This window comes from Jejuia pallidilutea (assembly GCF_002973595.1).
GTDB lineage: Bacteria > Bacteroidota > Bacteroidia > Flavobacteriales > Flavobacteriaceae > Jejuia > Jejuia pallidilutea.
Genome location: NZ_PVEO01000004.1, coordinates 114,262 through 133,913 on the forward strand (window position 1 = coordinate 114,262; position 19,652 = coordinate 133,913).

The 19,652-nt window shown below is 32.5% G+C and carries 17 protein-coding genes; 5 read left to right on the forward strand and 12 right to left on the reverse strand.

Features of this window, described 5'->3' with window-relative positions:
- The first annotated feature begins 147 nt into the window (after window positions 1-147).
- Complete coding sequence (locus tag CLV33_RS08215) at window positions 148-1,218, forward strand: T9SS type A sorting domain-containing protein (RefSeq protein WP_105473501.1); 1,071 nt, start codon at window positions 148-150, stop codon at window positions 1,216-1,218.
- A 330-nt stretch (window positions 1,219-1,548) separates the two neighbouring features.
- On the opposite strand, the gene CLV33_RS08220 is transcribed toward CLV33_RS08215, so the two are convergent.
- From CLV33_RS08220 to CLV33_RS08245, 6 genes are all read right to left on the reverse strand, one after another.
- Complete coding sequence (locus CLV33_RS08220) at window positions 1,549-3,933, reverse strand: polysaccharide lyase 6 family protein (protein ID WP_105473502.1); 2,385 nt, start codon at window positions 3,931-3,933, stop codon at window positions 1,549-1,551.
- A gap of 303 nt (window positions 3,934-4,236) precedes the next feature.
- Window positions 4,237-5,073, reverse strand: a complete 837-nt coding sequence (locus CLV33_RS08225) for a GIN domain-containing protein (RefSeq protein WP_105473503.1) — start codon at window positions 5,071-5,073, stop codon at window positions 4,237-4,239.
- 184 nt (window positions 5,074-5,257) lie between these two features.
- A complete protein-coding gene (locus tag CLV33_RS08230; RefSeq protein ID WP_105473504.1) occupies window positions 5,258-5,986 on the reverse strand; it encodes a head GIN domain-containing protein in 729 nt (242 codons plus the stop codon).
- 115 nt (window positions 5,987-6,101) lie between these two features.
- Window positions 6,102-7,904, reverse strand: coding sequence for a PspC domain-containing protein (locus CLV33_RS08235; RefSeq protein ID WP_105473505.1), 1,803 nt, complete (start codon window positions 7,902-7,904; stop codon window positions 6,102-6,104).
- On the reverse strand, window positions 7,897-8,265 hold the full coding sequence (locus CLV33_RS08240) for a PadR family transcriptional regulator (RefSeq protein ID WP_042244775.1): 369 nt from the start codon (window positions 8,263-8,265) through the stop codon (window positions 7,897-7,899). The genes CLV33_RS08235 and CLV33_RS08240 overlap by 8 nt, the downstream gene beginning before the upstream one ends.
- Before the next feature lie 199 nt (window positions 8,266-8,464).
- Window positions 8,465-8,911: a DUF4870 domain-containing protein gene (locus CLV33_RS08245; protein WP_042244778.1), complete on the reverse strand. Its 447-nt coding sequence runs from the start codon at window positions 8,909-8,911 to the stop codon at window positions 8,465-8,467.
- A gap of 157 nt (window positions 8,912-9,068) precedes the next feature.
- Between CLV33_RS08245 and CLV33_RS08250 the strand changes: the two genes are divergently transcribed.
- Together CLV33_RS08250 and CLV33_RS08255 are read left to right on the forward strand one after the other, a co-directional pair.
- Window positions 9,069-9,524 (forward strand): DUF4442 domain-containing protein, encoded by a 456-nt coding sequence (locus CLV33_RS08250; RefSeq protein ID WP_105473506.1) that lies wholly within the window; start codon window positions 9,069-9,071, stop codon window positions 9,522-9,524.
- Between the two features lie 206 nt (window positions 9,525-9,730).
- Window positions 9,731-10,531, forward strand: coding sequence for a TIGR00266 family protein (locus CLV33_RS08255; RefSeq protein WP_042248830.1), 801 nt, complete (start codon window positions 9,731-9,733; stop codon window positions 10,529-10,531).
- 1 nt (window position 10,532) lies between these two features.
- Here the strand turns inward: CLV33_RS08255 and CLV33_RS08260 are convergent, their stop codons facing one another.
- The gene (locus CLV33_RS08260; RefSeq protein ID WP_105473507.1) at window positions 10,533-13,541 is read right to left on the reverse strand and encodes a T9SS type A sorting domain-containing protein; all 3,009 of its coding nucleotides are present in this window, start codon (window positions 13,539-13,541) and stop codon (window positions 10,533-10,535) included.
- Between the two features lie 346 nt (window positions 13,542-13,887).
- On the opposite strand from CLV33_RS08260, the gene CLV33_RS08265 reads away from it, so the two are divergent.
- Window positions 13,888-14,085: a hypothetical protein gene (locus tag CLV33_RS08265; RefSeq protein WP_042244794.1), complete on the forward strand. Its 198-nt coding sequence runs from the start codon at window positions 13,888-13,890 to the stop codon at window positions 14,083-14,085.
- A gap of 26 nt (window positions 14,086-14,111) precedes the next feature.
- Here CLV33_RS08265 and CLV33_RS08270 read toward each other — a convergent pair whose 3' ends face one another.
- Complete coding sequence (locus CLV33_RS08270) at window positions 14,112-15,050, reverse strand: LysR substrate-binding domain-containing protein (protein ID WP_045372355.1); 939 nt, start codon at window positions 15,048-15,050, stop codon at window positions 14,112-14,114.
- A 199-nt stretch (window positions 15,051-15,249) separates the two neighbouring features.
- Window positions 15,250-15,675, reverse strand: coding sequence for a DUF2141 domain-containing protein (locus CLV33_RS08275; RefSeq protein ID WP_042244797.1), 426 nt, complete (start codon window positions 15,673-15,675; stop codon window positions 15,250-15,252).
- 361 nt (window positions 15,676-16,036) lie between these two features.
- On the opposite strand from CLV33_RS08275, the gene CLV33_RS08280 reads away from it, so the two are divergent.
- Window positions 16,037-16,516, forward strand: a complete 480-nt coding sequence (locus CLV33_RS08280) for a Dps family protein (protein ID WP_105473508.1) — start codon at window positions 16,037-16,039, stop codon at window positions 16,514-16,516.
- A gap of 80 nt (window positions 16,517-16,596) precedes the next feature.
- Here CLV33_RS08280 and CLV33_RS08285 read toward each other — a convergent pair whose 3' ends face one another.
- The 3 genes from CLV33_RS08285 to CLV33_RS08295 form a co-directional block, all read right to left on the reverse strand.
- Window positions 16,597-17,307, reverse strand: coding sequence for a LytR/AlgR family response regulator transcription factor (locus tag CLV33_RS08285; protein ID WP_317045165.1), 711 nt, complete (start codon window positions 17,305-17,307; stop codon window positions 16,597-16,599).
- A complete protein-coding gene (locus CLV33_RS08290; protein ID WP_105473509.1) occupies window positions 17,304-18,362 on the reverse strand; it encodes a sensor histidine kinase in 1,059 nt (352 codons plus the stop codon). Before CLV33_RS08290 ends, CLV33_RS08285 begins: the two co-directional genes overlap by 4 nt.
- 158 nt (window positions 18,363-18,520) lie before the next feature.
- Entirely contained in the window at window positions 18,521-19,510 is a 990-nt protein-coding gene (locus tag CLV33_RS08295) for a Kelch repeat-containing protein (RefSeq protein WP_105473510.1), read from the reverse strand.
- Window positions 19,511-19,652: the final 142 nt, after the last annotated feature.

The following is a 19,652-nucleotide window of genomic DNA, read 5'->3' on the forward strand; positions in this document are numbered from 1 at the left end:
TTTCCTATATTTGGTTAACCAGTTTGGTAAACCAAATTAATGCGCCAAATTAGGTGGCTTTTATAAGTACTATTTTGTACCTTTTTTGTACGCTTTATAATATAGGTTTGCCTAAATTTAATTACTAACATTTAATACAAAACAATTATGAAAAAAACATTACTCTTTACTTTTTTACTTGCGGTTCAGTTTATGAGTGCGCAATACTACATTAACGAAGTTATGGCAAGTCCACCTGGTACTGACGATCCTTTTGAATTTATTGAATTGAGAGGACCAGCAGGTGGAACGTTTCCAAGTGGAACATATTTTGTAAATATAGAAGGCGATGGATCTAGTGATCTAGGAGATGTAGATGAATTTATAGATCTATCAGGTGTTACTATAGGCGCAAATGGATATGTAATTATAGTTACTACTGGTCATCCTTATACTATAGATACAGATGCAACAGTTTTAACTGATGTTTATGACAATAATTTTGAAGATCAATCTCATACTTTTATGTTGGTTAACGGTACTGTTACTAGCGGTAGTGATGTAGATGAGGATGATGACGGTATTTTAGACAGTCACCCAGATGATACAGACCAAGCTTCTACTGTAGACTGGACAATCTATGATTCAGTTAGTATAGTTGAAGCCGATGATGTTGCATCTGAAATTGAGGCAGGTTATGGTAACATTATTTTTGTTGAGGATTATGATGATACACCTCTTCCGAATAATTTTAGATTGAACTCAAGCGCTACAATTGTAAATACAGGTACTCAAGCCTCTTATGTTGCAAGACAAGGTACTTCTACTGGTTATGCTATAGCAACCGATTGGGTTTGTACTTCTTTATTGTCAGCATCTGTACCTCCAGCTTGGGAATTCTCGGGCAATAGTGCAAATTCAATTCCTAATGCTTTTGAAGACTATGTATTAGGTTCTGGATACGGATCTGAAAATGTTACTGCTGCATCATTATCTAATGATATTTTTTCAGTTTCAAGTTTTAAGATTTATCCAAATCCAGCAAACACAAGTATTACTATTAAATCAAGTGATGTTAAAATAGAATCGGTTGAAGTATTTAATATGCTTGGTAAAAATATATTAAAAAGCAGATTAGTTGACGATAAACTTAATGTTTCTGAATTAGCTTCAGGGGTTTATATGTTAAGAATTAGTAGCACTAATGCAAGCACAACAAGACGTATAGTTATTAATTAGTTTTGATTTAGTTTTGACTAAAAAAGCACGTGGTTTTTATCACGTGCTTTTTTTATGGAAACCTAGAACGGCTATAAAATAGTGTGATTTTAAAATGATTGTTCTTATCCTACAAGGTTTTAAATATCGTGTAGTTTTTTTTGATTCCTGTATTTTATGCCTACAAGGTGAAAAAAATAGAACTCGCAGGATTTAAAATCATTAATTAATATTTTCTAAGAATATTAACCGAACTTAAGTATATTATATTTAAATATAATTACAACTGATGTTATTATAAATAAACCATCAAAAGGGCGCATATTTTTCTAAGGTATTATTGCTTTAGTACTACTCTAATTTTAAACCAATAGTTTCTATACCATTATTAGCTTTTAGTAAAGGCGATTTTTCACTAGGAATAAAAGCATCTTTATCTTCCCATTTAGGGTTTTTGTTAATTATATCGTACTCTTGGGCACCTTTATTTACTTTTATGCTACCACTATCAAAGATTAAACAGTTTTTAATAGTGTTTTCAATTCCAGATAGTACAATAGGAGTTTCAGCTTTATAACTATATAAAAAAGCAGAGTTTAAAATACTAACCTTGTGAATGCCATTATTTTTTATAATTCTTCCTTTTTCGGTATTGGCTACTTTGTTAAAAACACAATGGTCTATAACCAGTTCGCCTCCTTCTAAATTAACGTTAGGAATATTACGTGTGTAATTAATGGCAAATTGCTCTATATTATCAAAAACACTATTTTTCACAAATATTACATTGGCACTATACATTCCTAAATCTTTTTCATAAGAAAGGTTTAAACCTCTGTAGCTATCTTTAAACTTAGAATTAATAAAGCTTAAAGTATCTGCTTTTGTACCTTTATAGGCCTTAAAAATACTGCCGCCGTTAGTGTTTGTAAAGTTTTTAAAGCTACAATTATTAACGTATATGCTATACAATCCAGATTCGTTTTCGTCGGGAGATACAATGGCGTATTTCATGTCGTAGCCATTATCGCCCAAAAACTCAATATCGTTTAAATAAATTTTTGCACCGGGATCTGCCCTAAAAAAGTAATCAAATGTATTTTCTGTATTATCCTTCATTTTTAAAATAGTTTGCCCTTGTTTAGCGCCTTGAATTGTTATGGTTTTACCTATTTTAATCTTTTTCTCAATTTCATAAACTCCGGGTTCTAATTTTATAATAGATCCTGAGGGCGCAGAACTAATGGCTTTTCTAATAGCACCAATAGCGGGTTTAATTAATTGCTCGGTTGGTTTTACAACGGGTTTCTTAATGTCTGGTTTCCAGCCAGGGCCAGTTATCATACTAATGGCTCTAGGTATTCTGGTATTGCCCAAATTAAATGCACCAGAGGCATACGTCGTTCTTTCTAAATTTGTAATATCTACAGACGGACTATTTTTTAATTTGCTAACAGATGTTAAAACAGCGTTATTTTCTGAAGGAATAGGTAGCGAGCCTACCATTACCCAATCAATTTCTGCCTTTTGAAACAGTTCTGAATTAACCGAGGCTTCACTATCAACAATATTACCGCTAAATGATATGCCTTCAATTGTATCATCAATTTCTAGAATGGTTCCAGCATCGGTATTTGTTATAATATTGTTTGCAAATACTGTTCTAATAGGTGGTAAAGTACGTTCGTCGTCCTTTCCCGCTCCAAACGTCATAGGACCACAATTAATTATGGTATTATTTTGTATATCTACATCTTTTACTTGGTTATAGCGGTTTAATGGAGAATTTGGTACACCATTCATAATAACAATGGGGCCTCTAAAACCAGAACCTTTTAGCCCTATTAATAAATTGTTTCTAATAATATGCCCTTCGTTAATAACTCGTATACCACCCGTATTGGGTACGTTATTCCCTAAAAAAACATTGTGTTCTACCAAAGCGTTATTGCCATGTCTTAAAGTTAAGGCGCCTTTGCTTTCAAGAAATAGGTTATATCTAAAAATATTATTGGCAGATTTATTGGAGATTATTTCTATTTCACCATCACAATTTTTAAAGGTATTATATTCTACTACGGTTTTAGACGATTTCATGGAGTTATCGCTAGTTCCTATTCTTATGGTTTCGCCTCCATTTTCTCCAAGATCTGGACGAAAACCAAAATAATTATGATCTATTTGATGGTTATTGTCTATATTTTCATCTCCTTTTAACCAAACAACTAGAGTGGTTCCTGGAGATGATTTTCCAGTGAAATTATTATGATCTACGCGATTATTTTTTCCCCAAATATCTACCCAATGGTTTTTTAAATCGGGATCTTTGGTATCGTAATACGAAATAGTAGAATTTGCAAGCCTACAATTGTATGCAAAGTCTTTACTGCTAGTTCTAAATTGCACAACAGATTTTTGGGTAGTATTTCCATCTTTAAACCATAGCCCGCTAACAATAACATAAGTTCCAGAAATACTTAAACTAGAATCTCCAGAAAGTATAACATTGCCAGCAGTTTCTGCTTTAATAACTATTGGGTTGTCTTTAGTTCCATTTCCTTTAGCCACTAAATTAGCATCTTTCCAAACACCATTTTTTAAAATGATGGTGCCACCATTGGAAGCATTTTTTAATGCGGCATTAAACTCTGATATGTTGGAAACTAATATGTCTTGTGCGTTTAAAACACTTAAAAAATAGAATAGAAAAATTGAGAGAATTACATGTTTTTTCATACTTAATAGTCAAAAGTTTTTAATGAATTATAAAGATAATCAAAAACAATTCCAATTTAAAACAAAGCAATTTTAAAGACTGAGAATTGAACTATTCTTTGAATATTTTGTACAATTTTCACCTAGTTTATTATTTCTGAATGTAGTTGCGAACTAGAGTTAAATCGTTATTATAGTTTCTAACGGAACAAAATTAATTTTCGGTAATTTTATTTTCGAATTACCAAAACTTAACAGCACTAACGACGGATTGTATTTTTTAGTTAAAAATGTAGAACGGGTAATTTAAAATATAATATACTACTATTTTACTTTCTTTTGAAGTTTGGTAGTATCGGTCATACCGGTAATAATAATTTCTGGGTTTTGGTACACATAAATGGCACTTGTACCTGTGGCATTAATGGTAATTTTTTTAATAACTTCTAAATACGCATCAGTAGAAATATGGCTTGTAACGTTACAGGTGTTTATAGTAAAGTTTTTACCGTTTAATTGCGCGTTATTGTCTAGCTCTACATCGGCTAAATCACAGTTGCCTTCAATTGCAGCAATGGTACGTTCGTAAAGGGCTATATTTACTTTAGGTGCGTTTATTAAAGCTTCCAGTTTTCCAGTACCTCTCATATTTACGTCACAAGTATCTGCAGTAATATTTAGTTTGGTTTTTGCTTTATCGGCACTTTCAAAAGCAAAAGTATTGGCTTTTACGGTTAAGGCTACCTTGGCAGAACCATTTGTTTTTAGCGAACTATTAACTAAGCTTAAAGGCGTTAAACCGTTTACTTCTGCATTATCGGTAACATCAATATGCTGTAAATAATCGTCGTAGCTTACTTTAATATTTAGTCTTTTTTTCGAGGTAATTCTTTTTAATTTGTTAAAATACAGAATGCTATCTTTTATTATAAAATCTATAACGTCGTGTAAATTCTCATCGGTTTCAATTTCAACTGATGGTATTTTGTTGTAGATTAAGTCTATTTCAAAATCCTCATCTAAGGCTATGGTATGAAAGGAATTAATCTCGGTATTTACAATAGAAACTAAGCGGTTTCCTTTTATTTTTTCTGGATTTTGAGCAGTAATAGTTGTGCCTATTAATAATCCAAAAACTAAAGATAGAGCTAATTTTTTCATTTTAATGAGGGTTAAAATATCAGCGTAATAACGAGTTTCGCTGTACTATTTGTTCGTAATCTACTTATTTAGACACACTTAAAAGCGTAAACGTCACTAACAGCGCGAAACAAATATAAATAAAAACCACCCCAAACCAATTAAGGATTAAGGTGGTGTGTAAAATAGTATAAAGTTTAGTTGGTTATCTTTTGCTTACGCTTCCGCCAGAACTTTTATCGGTGTCTAGCATTTCGGGGTTGCCATAGTACTTCACGCTTGCACCACTTGAAGCTTTTGCTATAAGCGCCTTTGAGGTATTTACTGTTAAGTTGGCACCACTAGAGGCAGACACTTCGGAAGATTCGGCTTTTAAATCTCCTGCTTTAATATTACTGCCACTACTAGCCTCGGCTGTTAAACTTATTGTTTCTCCTGAAACTTTTAAGCTACTGCCACTTGAAGAATCGCAAAAAAGATCATTAGTTTCTACTTGTACTTTCATAGTACTACCGCTGCTAGATTTTAAGACTAATTTATCTGAGGTAATTGTATTTGTGGCGTGTACGCTACTTCCGCTAGTAGAGGTAATAGCTGAAATAGATTTAAAAGTAACATTTATTTTTTTAGATGAAGCTCTACCAATTTGTTCTTTACAATGAATTTTTAGTACACCATCATTAACTTCAGTTAAAATAAGTGCTTGCAAATTTTCATCAGCTTCTACGGTAATGTTTTCGCTATTGCCTTGCGTTACATATACATTTAGACCTTCGGAAGCTTTAATTTTAGAAAACGATTGGTTAATGGTTCTAGTTTCCATAACTACATTGCCATTCCCTTTTACACCAGAATTCCAATTCATATTGAAATTGCAGGAAAGGAATAACAAACTTAAGATTGAGGTGACGATAATTCTGATTAGTGTAGCCATAATAATTGTTTTAATTGATTGATGATTAGTAATTTATTTGTTGTTCAAATATCTTTTATATGCTATTAGTTTTAAAAGTAAAATTTCTGAATTGTTGATTTTTAAAGATGAACTGTTAGTTATCAGATTTTATATCAATACCGTTTTTGTTAATGTTCACTTTAACATCGTCTGCCTCTACGTTAATGCCATTACTGTTTATCTTAACATGGTCGTTATTATCCCTAATTTCAATACCATCCTCGTTAATTTTAATTCCTTCGGTATCTACATTAACATCAAAGGTGTCATCATCACAATCCATACATTTAGTTGCGTTGTGCAAAATTTTTAGGTAGTGCTCTTCTTGTCCGTTTTGTAAAATATCGTTGTAATTTGATGTGTTTCGGTGAAACGAGTATGTGTTATCATCGGCATATAGGGTAGAGCCTTCTGGTAAATAAAGAATAAGATGTACTTCTTGGTCTCTAAATTTATGTTTAAAATCTGTAGTTAAGTAAGCATCAAGTAGTAATTCTTTATCAACCAACGCATAGTTGTAGTTAATTTGTTCAGCGCGTTGTTTAGCAATTTGGTAACTACTCCCTTCAGATGTTTTTTCAATGCTTAATGATGCTAAAGAGTCTTTTGTAGATCGTACAATAAGTCTTATGTCAGAAGAATAAATCATCTTCTCGTCGTTTTCGTTATACACCAATTTAAAACCATGAGTATCTCTGTAAAGGTGTCCGGAATTTGATTTGTAATAATTATCGTTACCCACCATTTTTACGCGTAAGGTATCTTTGGCAGTAATATTTAATGGTTCTTTCTTTGTAACGTTAGCATCAAAAGCATGTTCGCTGGCTTGTTTTGCAAAAACAACAGCAATACCAATAATGGCTATTATCCATAATCCTAATAAGGAGAATTTCGCAATATTACCTATAGATTTTAGATTGTTAACTAAAATTTTTAATCCTAAATAAAATAGGAAAAAGAAAGGAATACCTACAGCAAAAAGTACAAGTACAGACACTAACCAAACGGGGGTGTTTGCAGCATTGGCGGCGTCTACAAAATCAAACCCTGGTACATTAATAGCGTCTGATATGCCAACAGTAAACAACGACACAATAAGGCTTATTAATGTTACTGCACCAATAAAAATTAGCAGTACTCCAATAAATTTTGCAAATATCTTGAAGAAGAATAAAATAATATCGCCAAGTGTTTCAAAAAAACTTCTGGAGGACGATTTTATAGAGTTAGCGCTTTTTTTTACATCTACATTCTTAGCAGCCTTTGATACAGAATCCGAAACATTTTTAGCTACATCACCAACGGTTTCGGTTACTGTATCAAATCCGTCTTTTATTTTTTTTTCAATATTGCTGATGTTTACGGGCTCTCCGGTCATCATTATTTTTTCAGCAGTTGTTTTCGCTTCAGGTACTAAAATCCAAAGTAATATATAAAGTAAAACCCCGGTACCGGCACCAAAAAACAATAGTATCCAAGCTAAACGAATCCAAATAGTATCTATCCCAAAATAATGTGCTAGACCTGAGGATACACCGCCAATATAAGAGTTGTCTGTATCTCTATAAAGTTTTTTGTTAGGCGACGATTTACCAGTATAGCTTTGTTTAGGCTCATCTTCAAAAATTTCATCATCTACTAAATAGTCCTCTGGTTGTCCCATAATAGCAATTATGGCGTCTACTTCGGTAATTCGTATTACTTGTTTGTCGTTTTGTACGCGCTCGTTAAAAAGTTCAGCGATGCGTGCTTCAATGTCGGCAATAATTTCAGATCGACCTTGAGAGTCTGTAAATGAACGTTTTATAGCCTCAAGATAGCGTTGTAGTTTTAGGTACGCATCCTCATCTATATGAAAAAATATACCTGCTAAATTTATGTTGACTGTTTTATTCATTATTTTGTTGTTTTTCTTGTGCTGTGTTTGTTTCAGTGTGGCTTGTTACAATGTTTACTGCGTTACGCAATTCGTTCCAAGTGGTGTCTAGTTCCTTTAAAAATAGTTTACCAGTTTCGGTTAAACCATAATATTTTCTTGGAGGTCCAGATGTAGATTCCTCCCATCTATAATTTAAGAGTCCTGCGTTTTTAAGTCGCGTAAGTAAAGGGTAAATTGTCCCTTCAACCACTAGCAACTTAGCATCCTTTAACGTTTCTAAAATCTCTGCTACATATGCGTCGTTATTTTTTAAGACCGAGAGTATGCAGAATTCTAAAACGCCTTTTCGCATTTGTGCTTTTGTGTTTTCTATCTTCATAGTGTCATTCCTTTAATGTTTTAAAACTGTTCATTTTTTGATTGATTGATTGATGATGTCTTTATAATGTTTTATGTTCTGTTTTTTTGCGTTTACCTTCGGGTCGGGCTTTCGGCAGTCGCTCTCTTCGAGGAGCTTCAATCCCGCACGTGCGGGACCTCAATCCCTAACGCGATATTGGCTATAGTTTACATTGTCGTTATTTTAGAAAGTTAATAGTAAATGGATATTTGTACAATTCACCATCTCTAGCCTTTAAACTTGCAATTACAATAAGAGCTAATTCTACAATAAAAGCTAGTACTGCAATTATACCTAGCCCGCCACCTATATATAGTAAGGGCGATGGTTTTCCTAACGAGATATGAAAATCGTGAAATCCATGAAAATCTATAAAATCCATTCCACTAAATATTTTAAAAATAAAAAAAGGAATGGTTAACGTTCCTAAAATAATGGCATAAAGCAAAATGCTTATTTGAAAGTTTAATGCTTGTTTACCGTGTTTATCTATAAATTCCGATTTGTCCTTATTAATAATCCATAACACTAGCGGACCAATAAAATTTCCAAACGGAATAACAAACCTACTAAAGGTGGAGAGATGAATAAATGTAGCGATGTTTTTTTGATGATTATCTAACATGATTTTTTTTTGATTGATTTAAAACATATAATAGTTTCTTATACAAATATATGTCTAAAAACAGGTACTTTGTTACGCATAGTACTAAAAATTAACAAATTTTTAACAATTATAGGTGTTGAATTATTTCATAACTTACACAAAAAAAATAAGTTAAATGAAGCTAACACCTAGTAAATTAAACACCTTTAGCATGCTTAAGTTACCATCGGCTTACCTGTGTGGTGTACGCGTAAAATATTTGGATAATGAAAAGTGTGAAGTAACAGTAAAACATCGATGGATAAATCAAAACCCATTTAAATCTATGTTTTGGGCGGTGCAAGGTATGGCTGCAGAACTTTCTACAGGCGCACTAATGATTGGGAAAATTCAAGCATCTGGCAAACGTATTTCAATGTTAGTAACTTCAAATAACGCTACATTTACTAAAAAGGCAACGGGTAGAATTGTGTTTACATGTAACGACGGACATTTAATTGATGAAGCTTTGCAAAAAGCAATTGAAACTGGAGAAGGGCAAACCGTTTGGATGAAATCTGTTGGAGTTAACGGAGATAATGTTGAAGTATCTACCTTTAATTTTGAGTGGAGTGTGAAGGTGAAACAGTAAGCAGTAAGCAACAAGTCACGTTTCAATTTGCGTCTTAGTGCCTTAGCGCGAAAATTATTTTTCTCCGCGAATCTCTATGAAATCTCTGGGAAATTCTGTGCAATAATTTTTTGTTTTTTTGAAATTTCATTATAAGTTGTAACAAAACTTAGTTTAAGACAACTTATAAACAGTTAAACTTTTAAACAGATAAACTTTTTTTTAAAATGACAGCACACGAAATAGATTACCGTATCTACGGCGAAGAAATGCAATATGTAGAAATAGAACTAGATCCTCATGAAGGTGTTATAGCCGAAGCAGGTAGTTTTATGATGATGGAAGATGGTATAAAAATGGAAACTATTTTTGGAGATGGATCTCAAAAGGATACTGGTTTTTTGGGAAAAATACTTGGTGCAGGAAAACGTATCCTTACAGGTGAAAGTTTGTTCATGACCGCTTTTTACAACACGTTAATTGGAAAGCGAAACGTATCATTCGCCTCACCTTATCCTGGAAAAATAATCCCAATAGATTTAACCGAATTTGGTGGAAAGTTTATCTGTCAAAAAGATGCATTTCTTTGTGCCGCAAAGGGTGTTAGCGTAGGCATAGAGTTTTCTAAAAAATTAGGTCGCGGACTTTTTGGGGGCGAAGGTTTTATTATGCAAAAACTAGAAGGTGATGGTATGGCATTTGTACACGCAGGTGGTACTATGGCCAAAAAAGAGTTAGCCGCGGGAGAAACACTCAAGGTAGATACGGGCTGTATTGTAGGTTTTGACCATACCGTAGATTACGACATTGAATTTATTGGAGGTATTAAAAATACAGTGTTTGGTGGCGAGGGTTTATTCTTTGCTAAATTACAAGGTCCAGGTACAGTTTTTGTACAATCCTTACCATTTAGCAGACTTGCAGGTAGGGTATTGGCATCAGCACCAAGGAGCGGTGGAAAGAACAAAGGCGAAGGTAGTATTTTAGGTGGTTTAGGCGATTTATTAGATGGAGACAATAGGTTTTAAACTAATATTTTATGAATTTTATTTTCTTAGGACTTCTAAGATTTTCAATAGCAATCTCAAGGATATAAATACCATCGCTTAAGCTTTCAACAGTTATGGTTTGTGTTTTGGGAGACCTTACTTGCAGAACTTGTTGTCCTAAACTATTAAAGACATTGTAAGCTTCAATGTTATTAATAGCTTCTTTAGTATGCAGTTTCAATTGTTTTAAATTGGCATCGTAAGAAGCATAAAACTTGTTAGTAGTTTCAAAATCAGCTTTCCCAAGAGTATTTTTCTTCTGAAAAACAATAGAAAACTGGTCTGGTGCAGTTGCAGAATTTAAAAATAAACTAGCTTCACCTTCACTTAAGTTATAGTATAAGTTTTGTAGATTATCTTTTAAAAAAATGTTTATATCGTTAGGAACATTCTCCATTTTACTAATAGAAAAATTATAAAAACCTGCATCGCTTACTTTAACATTTAAAGGAAGTATATCTTCAATATTAAGTTCTGGTAAAGCCAGAATCGCTAATGCTTCACCATTTAACGACCATGATATATCGTTTTGTAATTCATCGTATGCTAAGGCATCATAGCCATTGTCGTAATTGTAGCTGGCATTGGCATCGTATCCTAAACCTATATATTTGGTATAGGTATCGGGTTTTGTAAACGAAAACCAAATTTTAGTTCTAGTATCTTCTTGGGTTATTTTTTTTGTATTAGTTTTAAAAAATACAGATTCTCCCAAAGATTCTCTAGCAAAAACACGTTGCCGGTTATTAAAAGTTATAGATCCGGAATTTTGTATAGATACAAAAAACCCTTGACCAACAGGGATATACCGTTCTGGTGCTGGGAGAGACGCTGTTCCTAAACCACTGGTTAAGCCAGAAGCGTCTGCTGTTGCAGGCATGCCCATTCCCATTAAATTATAAATGGCGTGCCCTCCTTGATAATCTGCTAAGGTGTGAGTGTTGTTGGTTGAAAACTGTTCCCAGAAATATAGCGTACCATCAATAACTGGTAAGTTGTCTATTATAAATTGATCTGCATCTAATGCAGAAGGATACGGATTTCCAGTTAAAAAATCATTTCCAGCGGTAACGGTATGGTTATAATCTCCATCGTTGGGTATACCTCTAAAAATATATTCTTGATTGGCAGTAGTTGCGCCAGAACCTTTCATGGTAAATCCTTGTGCAGGTAATAAATTAGTAGTAGGTGATATTTTTATCCATTGGCTGTAATCATCAGTTGTTCCATTAAAGCTATATAGCCATTTCGAACTCAATGTTATTGGAGATGTAGAAGCATCACCATTTAAGGTATTGCTAAAATTAATAACACCAGCAGCATCTTCTAAATACCCAACTTGCCAAATGCCGCCTACATTTACTGGTGAACTCCAATAGTTGTAGTTATAAAAACTAGCACTACCTTGTTGTGGTTGGGTTAAAGATCCGCTACCAGAATTTAATGTTGTACCAGTGTGATTTTGTATTAACTGCGCTTCACCTAACAAATTAATTGTACCATTTACAACTACTTCATTATCTACTTGTATTAGGTTGCCATTTAAAATATTTAAAACACCGCCTGTTTCAACCTCTACACTTCTTACATGTATGCTTGTATTTATATTAGAAACTGCTCCAGACTTTACGGTAAACTTTAAACAGGCATTAGTATTATCTGGTGCATTTGCAACGCCAGAACCATTATAATAACTGCTGCCATCTCTTACAATTTCGTCTACATATCTAAGCGTAAAATATCTGTTTTGGTTAAGTGTAACGTTTGTTGCTGTAGCGATAGATCCAACTATTGTTAAATCGTAAATAGCTTCTGGCGATGAAAAATCGTAATTATTATCTACAATTAACTGTAAAGGGCTACAGCTTTGTTTTCCCGATAAATCTACGCTGCTCAAATCAAAAGTAACGTCAACGCTTCCTGGGTTGCCTCTTCTTCGAACGCGCCATCTAGAATTTAATTGCTCTGTATGGTTAGTAGTGTTTGTACTAAAATTATAAGTTGGGTTTCTAGTTTCTTCACCCCAAAACAAGAAATCGTTATTGCTTAAAGCTCTAGGATTGTTAATTCTAACAATGCCTGTACCTTGAGAATCGGTATGGTTAGAGCCATCTATAGCTTGCCCAATACCAGCAACGTTGTAATCAAAATTACCTCTTCCAGGATCATCTTGTATATAAATATCGTCAGACGATAAGGCTATATTGTATTTTGCCGATAAATAATTGTTTATTATTATTTGTTCGGCTGTATTAAGGGCGTAATTAAAATGTATTACTTCTGAATAATCTGCTCCTAGATACGTTCCATAGTCAAAATTTAAAGCTCCAAGAACCAAATTGGACGCACTATTGATAATTGAAGTTGAACTTTCTGAAGATTGGGCTACTAAATTTTGTTCATTGTACATTTTAGACCTTTGCCCACTAGGTAAGGCACCGTTATACTGCATTTGAAGTATGTAATTAGTGCCATTTGAAAAATTAGTGGGAGAAGAATTAAATCTGTTATTTTGAGTGTTGATATCTAAATTAAGATAATTACTATTATGGAAAAACCATGTATACGCATAATCTGTTGAGGTTGTAAAACTTTGTCTTTTTCCTAAAATACCTCTTGGTTGTCCGTTTAAGTTATTAGGCCTTAACACCGTTATAAATGTTATACCGCTAGTACCATCTAAAATTGCAGCATCGTTTACAACCATTTGGTCATTAGTGCCATCTAGTCTTACAGTTGGCATATTGTTTAATGTACTTGTAGAAAAAAATAAAGGTTGTTCGGTTGCGGCAGCTGTAGCGTTGTTACCATTTCCAGAAGTGTCTGTCCAAGTGTTCACTAAGCTTCCATTAGCAAGTGTTATATCGTCGGCTTTTAACCATAAACCGTTGGAAGCACTATTTCCAACACCACCAGGGCCAACTTGAGAATAACATATATTAAAAAACGCTAGCGTAGCAAAGCTAAACAGGTATTTGAGAGAGTCCATATTTTTTTGAGAGCGCTGATTATAGCAATATTCCCCAAATATATAGTAATTTTTTTTGAATTTGAAATTAATTGGTTTTTAGAAATATAATGTATGATTTTTATACAGAAAAATTTACCTGGTAGCGGTTTGTAAAAGTTTTTAAATAACTGAGAATAAAATGAAGACACTAATATTTATGGCTAACCAGAGCCTGTTTTAGAATTTTACTATCTATCACGGTAATGTTAAAATAGCATAAAAAGCAATGTGTTTTTATAAATTTTATGTAAATTTAATCACTAATTAAAATCTAAGCCTATAAATTAAATCTACTTATATTACAAACCTAAATCCTAATATTAAAATGGCAAGAGCAATGCTAGAGTACACTAAAACTGTACTAGATAAAGTGAGTTTTGATGCGACATTGTTTTGCAAAGAAGTACAAAAGGCAGTACAACGTTTACTACCTTATGAGATTGAAGAGCTTAAAATATATATTCTATCTCTAGTACAGCAAAACCCAGAATTAAATCAATGTATGATTTATTTAAAACCATAAAAAAAAGCGACCCTAAGGTCGTTTTTTTATTGGGGTAAAGGGCTTATAATTTTTACATCTTGAAATTTTATAGCGCCTCTTATAATTCCAGAAATTACGCTTTGCATAGCTTCTATAATTTGCATTTTTAACTCACTTTTATGGTATATAATGCTTACCTCTCTTGCAGGAGCAGGCTCCTCGAAGTAATGTAAATTTTCTTTGGCACTAGTATTTAGATCTAGAGTATGCAAATAGGGTAGTAACGTCATGCCTAAACCTTCGTTTGATAATTTTATTAAGGTTTCTATACTTCCGCTTTCTAACTGAAACTTATCCTCCTCATGGTTTTTAAAGGCTTTGCACAAATTAATTACACCATCCCTAAAGCAATGTCCATCTTCTAAAAGTAGCATATCTTCAATAACCAATTCGTCTGTTTTAATTTTGTTCTTAGTGTGCAGTTTGTGTCCTTTAGGGATGTAAGCTACAAACGGTTCAAAATACAAAACACGTTCTTTAATACTATCGTTTTGCAGTGGTGTAGCAGCAATGGCAGCATCTAAATGGCCTTCGTTAATACGGTGTATAATTTCTTCTGTGGTTAACTCCTCAATCTTAAGTTTTATTTTTGGGTGTTTTTTTATAAAAGTTTTTAAAAACATAGGAAGTAATGTTGGCATTATGGTTGGTATAATGCCTAATTTAAACTCGCCGCCTATATACCCTTTTTGTTGATCTACAATATCCTGTATTCTATAAGATTCGTTAACTATATTTTTGGCTTGAGTAACAATTTTTCTGCCTACATCGGTTAATTCAATAGGTTTTTTACTTCTGTCGAAAATTAAAATGTCTAGTTCGTCTTCTAGTTTTTGTATTTGCATACTTAAAGTAGGTTGTGTAACGAAACATTTTTCTGCCGCTTTTGTGAAATTTTGATGTTCAGCAACAGCTAAAACATAGTATAATTGGGTGATTGTCATTAAAATAAGTTTAGGCTATAAAAATATAAAAACTATCAATTATACTTATAGAATTATAGAATAATTATCAATTATTTTTGTGCTAGGAATGAAACAACAGTTTTATAGTTCATACTATTGAAAATAGTTTTGTTTAAGTTTAGTTTAGTTAAAAGAATTAAGACGACCAATTAGGTCGTCTTTTTTTTATAAGTAATCATTAAAATCTAATATCCATTTCTAAATCTTTAGAAGTCATTTCAAACTTAGCGTAAGCGAATTGAGGTGGGCCATAGCTCATAGGATTATTGGACATTCCATAAGATTCTTTAGGCATACCACTATCATCAAAATCCATACTGTTATTTTCGTTTTCATCGTGTAGCGCCATAATAGCATATGTTCCTGGAGCCACGTTTTTAAATGTTACCGTTACTGTACCATTTTCTATTTTGCTTTTTTCATTTTTAATTCCTGCACCTTTCATAAAAGTGTTTTTGGTGTGTAATGATAATAAAACACTACCATTATTATTGGTAATATTTTCAATAGTTACTGTTATTGTATTTCCGCTTTTTTCTGTTTGTGCGTTACTAAAATTCATCGTTAAGAATAATACAATGCTTAAAGTTGTTAATGCTCTCATGGTGTGTAATTTTTATGTGTTATTTTTTATTGAACATTCCAAAGATGCCTTACAAAGCAAGTGTATCATAATTCATCTTACCGAATTGTAAATTTTTAATGATGAATTGTGTTTTATTTGAAGTACAAGCGCAAAATTTAGGTGATTAGCAAAATAAATTATAATGCTACCTAGTTTTTACCCCAAAAAAATATTGTACTAACGTTATATTTTACTGTGCGATTTTTAATAATTTGATCATTGGGGGATTATTGCTACAAACATCAATTTAGGCTATTAAAATATAGCAACTGTCAATAAAATTTATGCTAGTAAGTGTTAGATAAATAGTAAATTTGTAGTAAACAAAAATATATTAAAAATGACATTAAATAGTTTAGGATTAAACACAGAAAAGGCCAAAGTTTTAGCAGAGGACTTAAACGTTTTACTCGCAAATTTTCAAGTGTATTATCAAAATTTAAGAGGTATACACTGGAATATAAAAGGAAAACGTTTTTTTGATTTACACGTTAAGTTTGAAGAGTTATATACAGATGCAAATATTAAGGTTGATGAAATAGCCGAACGTATTTTAACTTTGGGGGCAACACCATTACATACGTTTGATGATTACACTAATTCTGCCAAAGTGCCAGTTGGGAAAAATATTTCAGAAGATGTAAAAGCAGTACGATTAATTGTTGATTCGTTATCAGAGTTACTTAAAATAGAAAGGAGTATTCTTGAAAAATCTGATGATGCTGATGATGAAGGAACCAATAGCATGATGAGCGATTTTATTACTGAACAGGAAAAAACCGTTTGGATGATGAAAGCTTGGTTAGGCGAAACAGTTTAAGCGGTAATAAAATAATAGTAAAACCGTTTAAAAAATATTGTTTTAAAAGCACATAGAACGGTATTTTTTAGACGGTTTTTTTAGCAATCTATTCGCTTTATAAATTCATTTTTGTAACTAGTACCTATTGGTATCCATTTTTTATCTATAATTATTCTGTTACGTTGAACAGAATGTATATGGGGAATTGATACAATAAACGATTTATGTACTCTAATAAAATTATTTTTTCCTAACTTTTCTTCGAATTTTTTTAAGCTACTTAAAGTTAAAATGGGCTTTTGGTTGCTTGTGTATATTTTTATGTAATCTTTAAGGCCTTCTATATATTTTATTTCGTTTACATTAATTTTTATATTCTCATATTCAGATTTTACGAATAAATATTCTGGCTCTGAAGTAGGTTTTTCAATAGTTTTTGTAGTTTCTTCTTTTTCGTTAATTACGTTTAGTGCTCTTGTTGCCGCTTTTAAAAACCTGTGGAAGGGTATAGGTTTAACAAGGTAGTCTATAGCATTTAAATTAAAACCTTCTACTGCATAATGCGAATAGGCTGTTGTAAAAATAAAATGGGGCTTATATTCTAAAGACTTAATAATATCTATTCCCGAAAAATTGGGCATTTCTATATCGGTAAATATTAAATCTATTTTTTGATTGTGTAGAATATTTGTAGCTTCAAAACCATTTGAGCATGAAGCTATTAAATCTAAAAAAGATATTTTAGAAATAAAATCCTCTAATAATTCTAGAGCTAAAGGCTCGTCATCAATAATAATGCAGCTTATCATTGCTTTTTAAGTTTTAAAATTAAAGTTACTTCGTAACTGTCTTTATTATGTTTTATTCTAATGGTATGTTGGTTAGGGTAGAGTAACTTTAACCTATTTTTAATATTCTCTAAACCAATGCCAGAGCTCTTTGTTTTTGTTTGTTGGTGCGATACCGAGTTTTGTACGTAAAGTTTAAGCAAATCGCTTTCAATATTCAATTTTATTAAAATATTAGTTTTGCCTTTAAAATCTGTGCCGTATTTAAAAGCATTTTCAATAAACGATATTAGTAATAGTGGTTCTATACTGTAATTTAAGTTACCATGAATATTTATTTTTACGTTGCTAGAGTCTTTTAAACGAAGCAGTTGTAGTGCAATATAATTCTTTATATACTCAACTTCTTTTTCAAGAGGTACTAACTCTTTATTAGCTTCATAAATCATATACCGCATTAAATCGGATAGTATTACTATGGCATTGGTAGTATCTTTAGATTGTTTGTGTGCCAATGAATAAATACTGTTTAGGGAATTGAATAAAAAATGCGGATTAAGTTGGGCTTTTAAGAAAGAAAGTTCAGAATTTACTTTTTGAGATTCTATTTCTACCCTTTTTTTTTCAGATTTAAACCATTCTATGCCTAATTTTACACTTGTGCTCAAAGCAAAAATTAATAGCAATAAGCCTCCCGAAGGAAAGAAACCTCTAAAGTTTAAAAAAGATGGTAAAGGTTTTATGGAGGGAAAAATATTTTTGGCATTGCCAAGATCTCTTGTATTTGGTGGTTTAAACTTGGGCTTAGGCAATGTTTCATCCATTATAAATAAAAAGAAAGCGCCAAAGGCTAACAATGCTACAAAATAAAGTAGTGTTTTTTTATTTAATAGTAGGTTGGGCACCAGTAGCCCGTAGTTTATATAAAATGCTAGTATTAAAATACTAGAACGTAACATAAAATCTTGGGGAATAACACCTATTTTAAGATAAATTTGGGTAGCGCTTATAACCAAAAAAATTATCCATATAAGCATGTGGATAATAGTTGCTGGAATTTTTTTATAATTTTTCAATATAAAAATTTCTTCAAAAGTATATAATGGTTCTTAAAAAAGGTATAATATAGTAGTTATACTTTTATAAAAATAAGGTTGACAAAAGGTTAGAGTGCCTATTTATAACTCTTTACTTTTTAGCCAACCCTATTTTCCAAAAATCAATCAAATATTAACTAATCATCTTCGTTTTCTAGTTCGTCGGGTCTAAACTCCCAAACATCATCAAAATAATAGTTGCTACTTCTACCCATAAACACATAAGCTTTATCATCAAACGAGAAGGCAGATGCATCTTGTCTTGAGGTGCCTTCAAAGTTGGGGACTTCTTCCCAAGAATCTTCATAAGGTGTATACTCCCAGCACTCACTAACTAAAGATGTACTTAAACCAGTAGCAAGATAGCCTTTGCCGTTTAACGAAAACCCGGTACTACTGCTTAAAGTTATGGTTTCGTCGTTGTCATCATCATCCAAATCTGTTAAGCGTGTCCAATTAATACCATCAAAAGCATAAAAATCGTATTGTGTGGCACCATTTCGTATTCCTGTGCCAATGTAGGCAATGTTATCTATAACAAATACCGAAGCATTTTGCCGTTTTTGACCGCCAAAACCTACAACTTGTTCCCAGGTATCATTTGTAGCATCGTATTTCCAAAAGTCTTTTTGTTCACTACCATCGTAACCAGTACCAATATAGCCATATCCGTTAATAGAAAAGCCTATAGCACCAAATCTTGCAGTACCACCAAAATCGGTTTTTTGAGACCATGTATTAGTATCAGGAGTGAATTCCCAAAAATCTTTTAGCTCGTCGCTGCCATCATAACCAGTGCCAATGTAACCCTTCCCATTAATAGAGAAGCCTACAGCACCACTACGAGCTGTTCCTGGAAAATCTGCCTTTTTTACCCAATAGTCGCCTTCTGAATTGTACTCCCAAGTATCGTATAGGTAATCGTCTCCATCATATCCCGTAACCAAATAACCTTTTGTGCCTATTGTGAAACTTACTGCGTTTCCTCTTGAGTCACCATCAAATGACGAGCTTTCTACCCAATTACCATACTCATCTGAATCTTCATCATCGGAATTACTGCAGCTAACAAATACTATGGACAGCATTGTAAAATATAGGATGTTACTTCTTTTTAATAAGTTCATTATTGTTGCGTGTTAATATTTATCACTTATTTATACATGGCAAATCTAGCAGCTAGTTGGTTTTAAAGCATTACAAAATAGACCAACGCTTACTTTTTGTCTATGTTAAGCTTATTTATATCTATGAATAGAATAACGTATT

Bases quoted from the DNA above. Each gene is read 5' to 3' on its own strand.
- CLV33_RS08215 (WP_105473501.1), top strand. From the start codon at position 148: ATGAAAAAAACATTACTCTTTACTTTTTTACTTGCGGTTCAGTTTATG.
- CLV33_RS08220 (WP_105473502.1), bottom strand. From the start codon at position 3,933: ATGAAAAAACATGTAATTCTCTCAATTTTTCTATTCTATTTTTTAAGT.
- CLV33_RS08225 (WP_105473503.1), bottom strand. From the start codon at position 5,073: ATGAAAAAATTAGCTCTATCTTTAGTTTTTGGATTATTAATAGGCACA.
- CLV33_RS08230 (WP_105473504.1), bottom strand. From the start codon at position 5,986: ATGGCTACACTAATCAGAATTATCGTCACCTCAATCTTAAGTTTGTTA.
- CLV33_RS08235 (WP_105473505.1), bottom strand. From the start codon at position 7,904: ATGAATAAAACAGTCAACATAAATTTAGCAGGTATATTTTTTCATATA.
- CLV33_RS08240 (WP_042244775.1), bottom strand. From the start codon at position 8,265: ATGAAGATAGAAAACACAAAAGCACAAATGCGAAAAGGCGTTTTAGAA.
- CLV33_RS08245 (WP_042244778.1), bottom strand. From the start codon at position 8,911: ATGTTAGATAATCATCAAAAAAACATCGCTACATTTATTCATCTCTCC.
- CLV33_RS08250 (WP_105473506.1), top strand. From the start codon at position 9,069: ATGAAGCTAACACCTAGTAAATTAAACACCTTTAGCATGCTTAAGTTA.
- CLV33_RS08255 (WP_042248830.1), top strand. From the start codon at position 9,731: ATGACAGCACACGAAATAGATTACCGTATCTACGGCGAAGAAATGCAA.
- CLV33_RS08260 (WP_105473507.1), bottom strand. From the start codon at position 13,541: ATGGACTCTCTCAAATACCTGTTTAGCTTTGCTACGCTAGCGTTTTTT.
- CLV33_RS08265 (WP_042244794.1), top strand. From the start codon at position 13,888: ATGGCAAGAGCAATGCTAGAGTACACTAAAACTGTACTAGATAAAGTG.
- CLV33_RS08270 (WP_045372355.1), bottom strand. From the start codon at position 15,050: ATGACAATCACCCAATTATACTATGTTTTAGCTGTTGCTGAACATCAA.
- CLV33_RS08275 (WP_042244797.1), bottom strand. From the start codon at position 15,675: ATGAGAGCATTAACAACTTTAAGCATTGTATTATTCTTAACGATGAAT.
- CLV33_RS08280 (WP_105473508.1), top strand. From the start codon at position 16,037: ATGACATTAAATAGTTTAGGATTAAACACAGAAAAGGCCAAAGTTTTA.
- CLV33_RS08285 (WP_317045165.1), bottom strand. From the start codon at position 17,307: ATGATAAGCTGCATTATTATTGATGACGAGCCTTTAGCTCTAGAATTA.
- CLV33_RS08295 (WP_105473510.1), bottom strand. From the start codon at position 19,510: ATGAACTTATTAAAAAGAAGTAACATCCTATATTTTACAATGCTGTCC.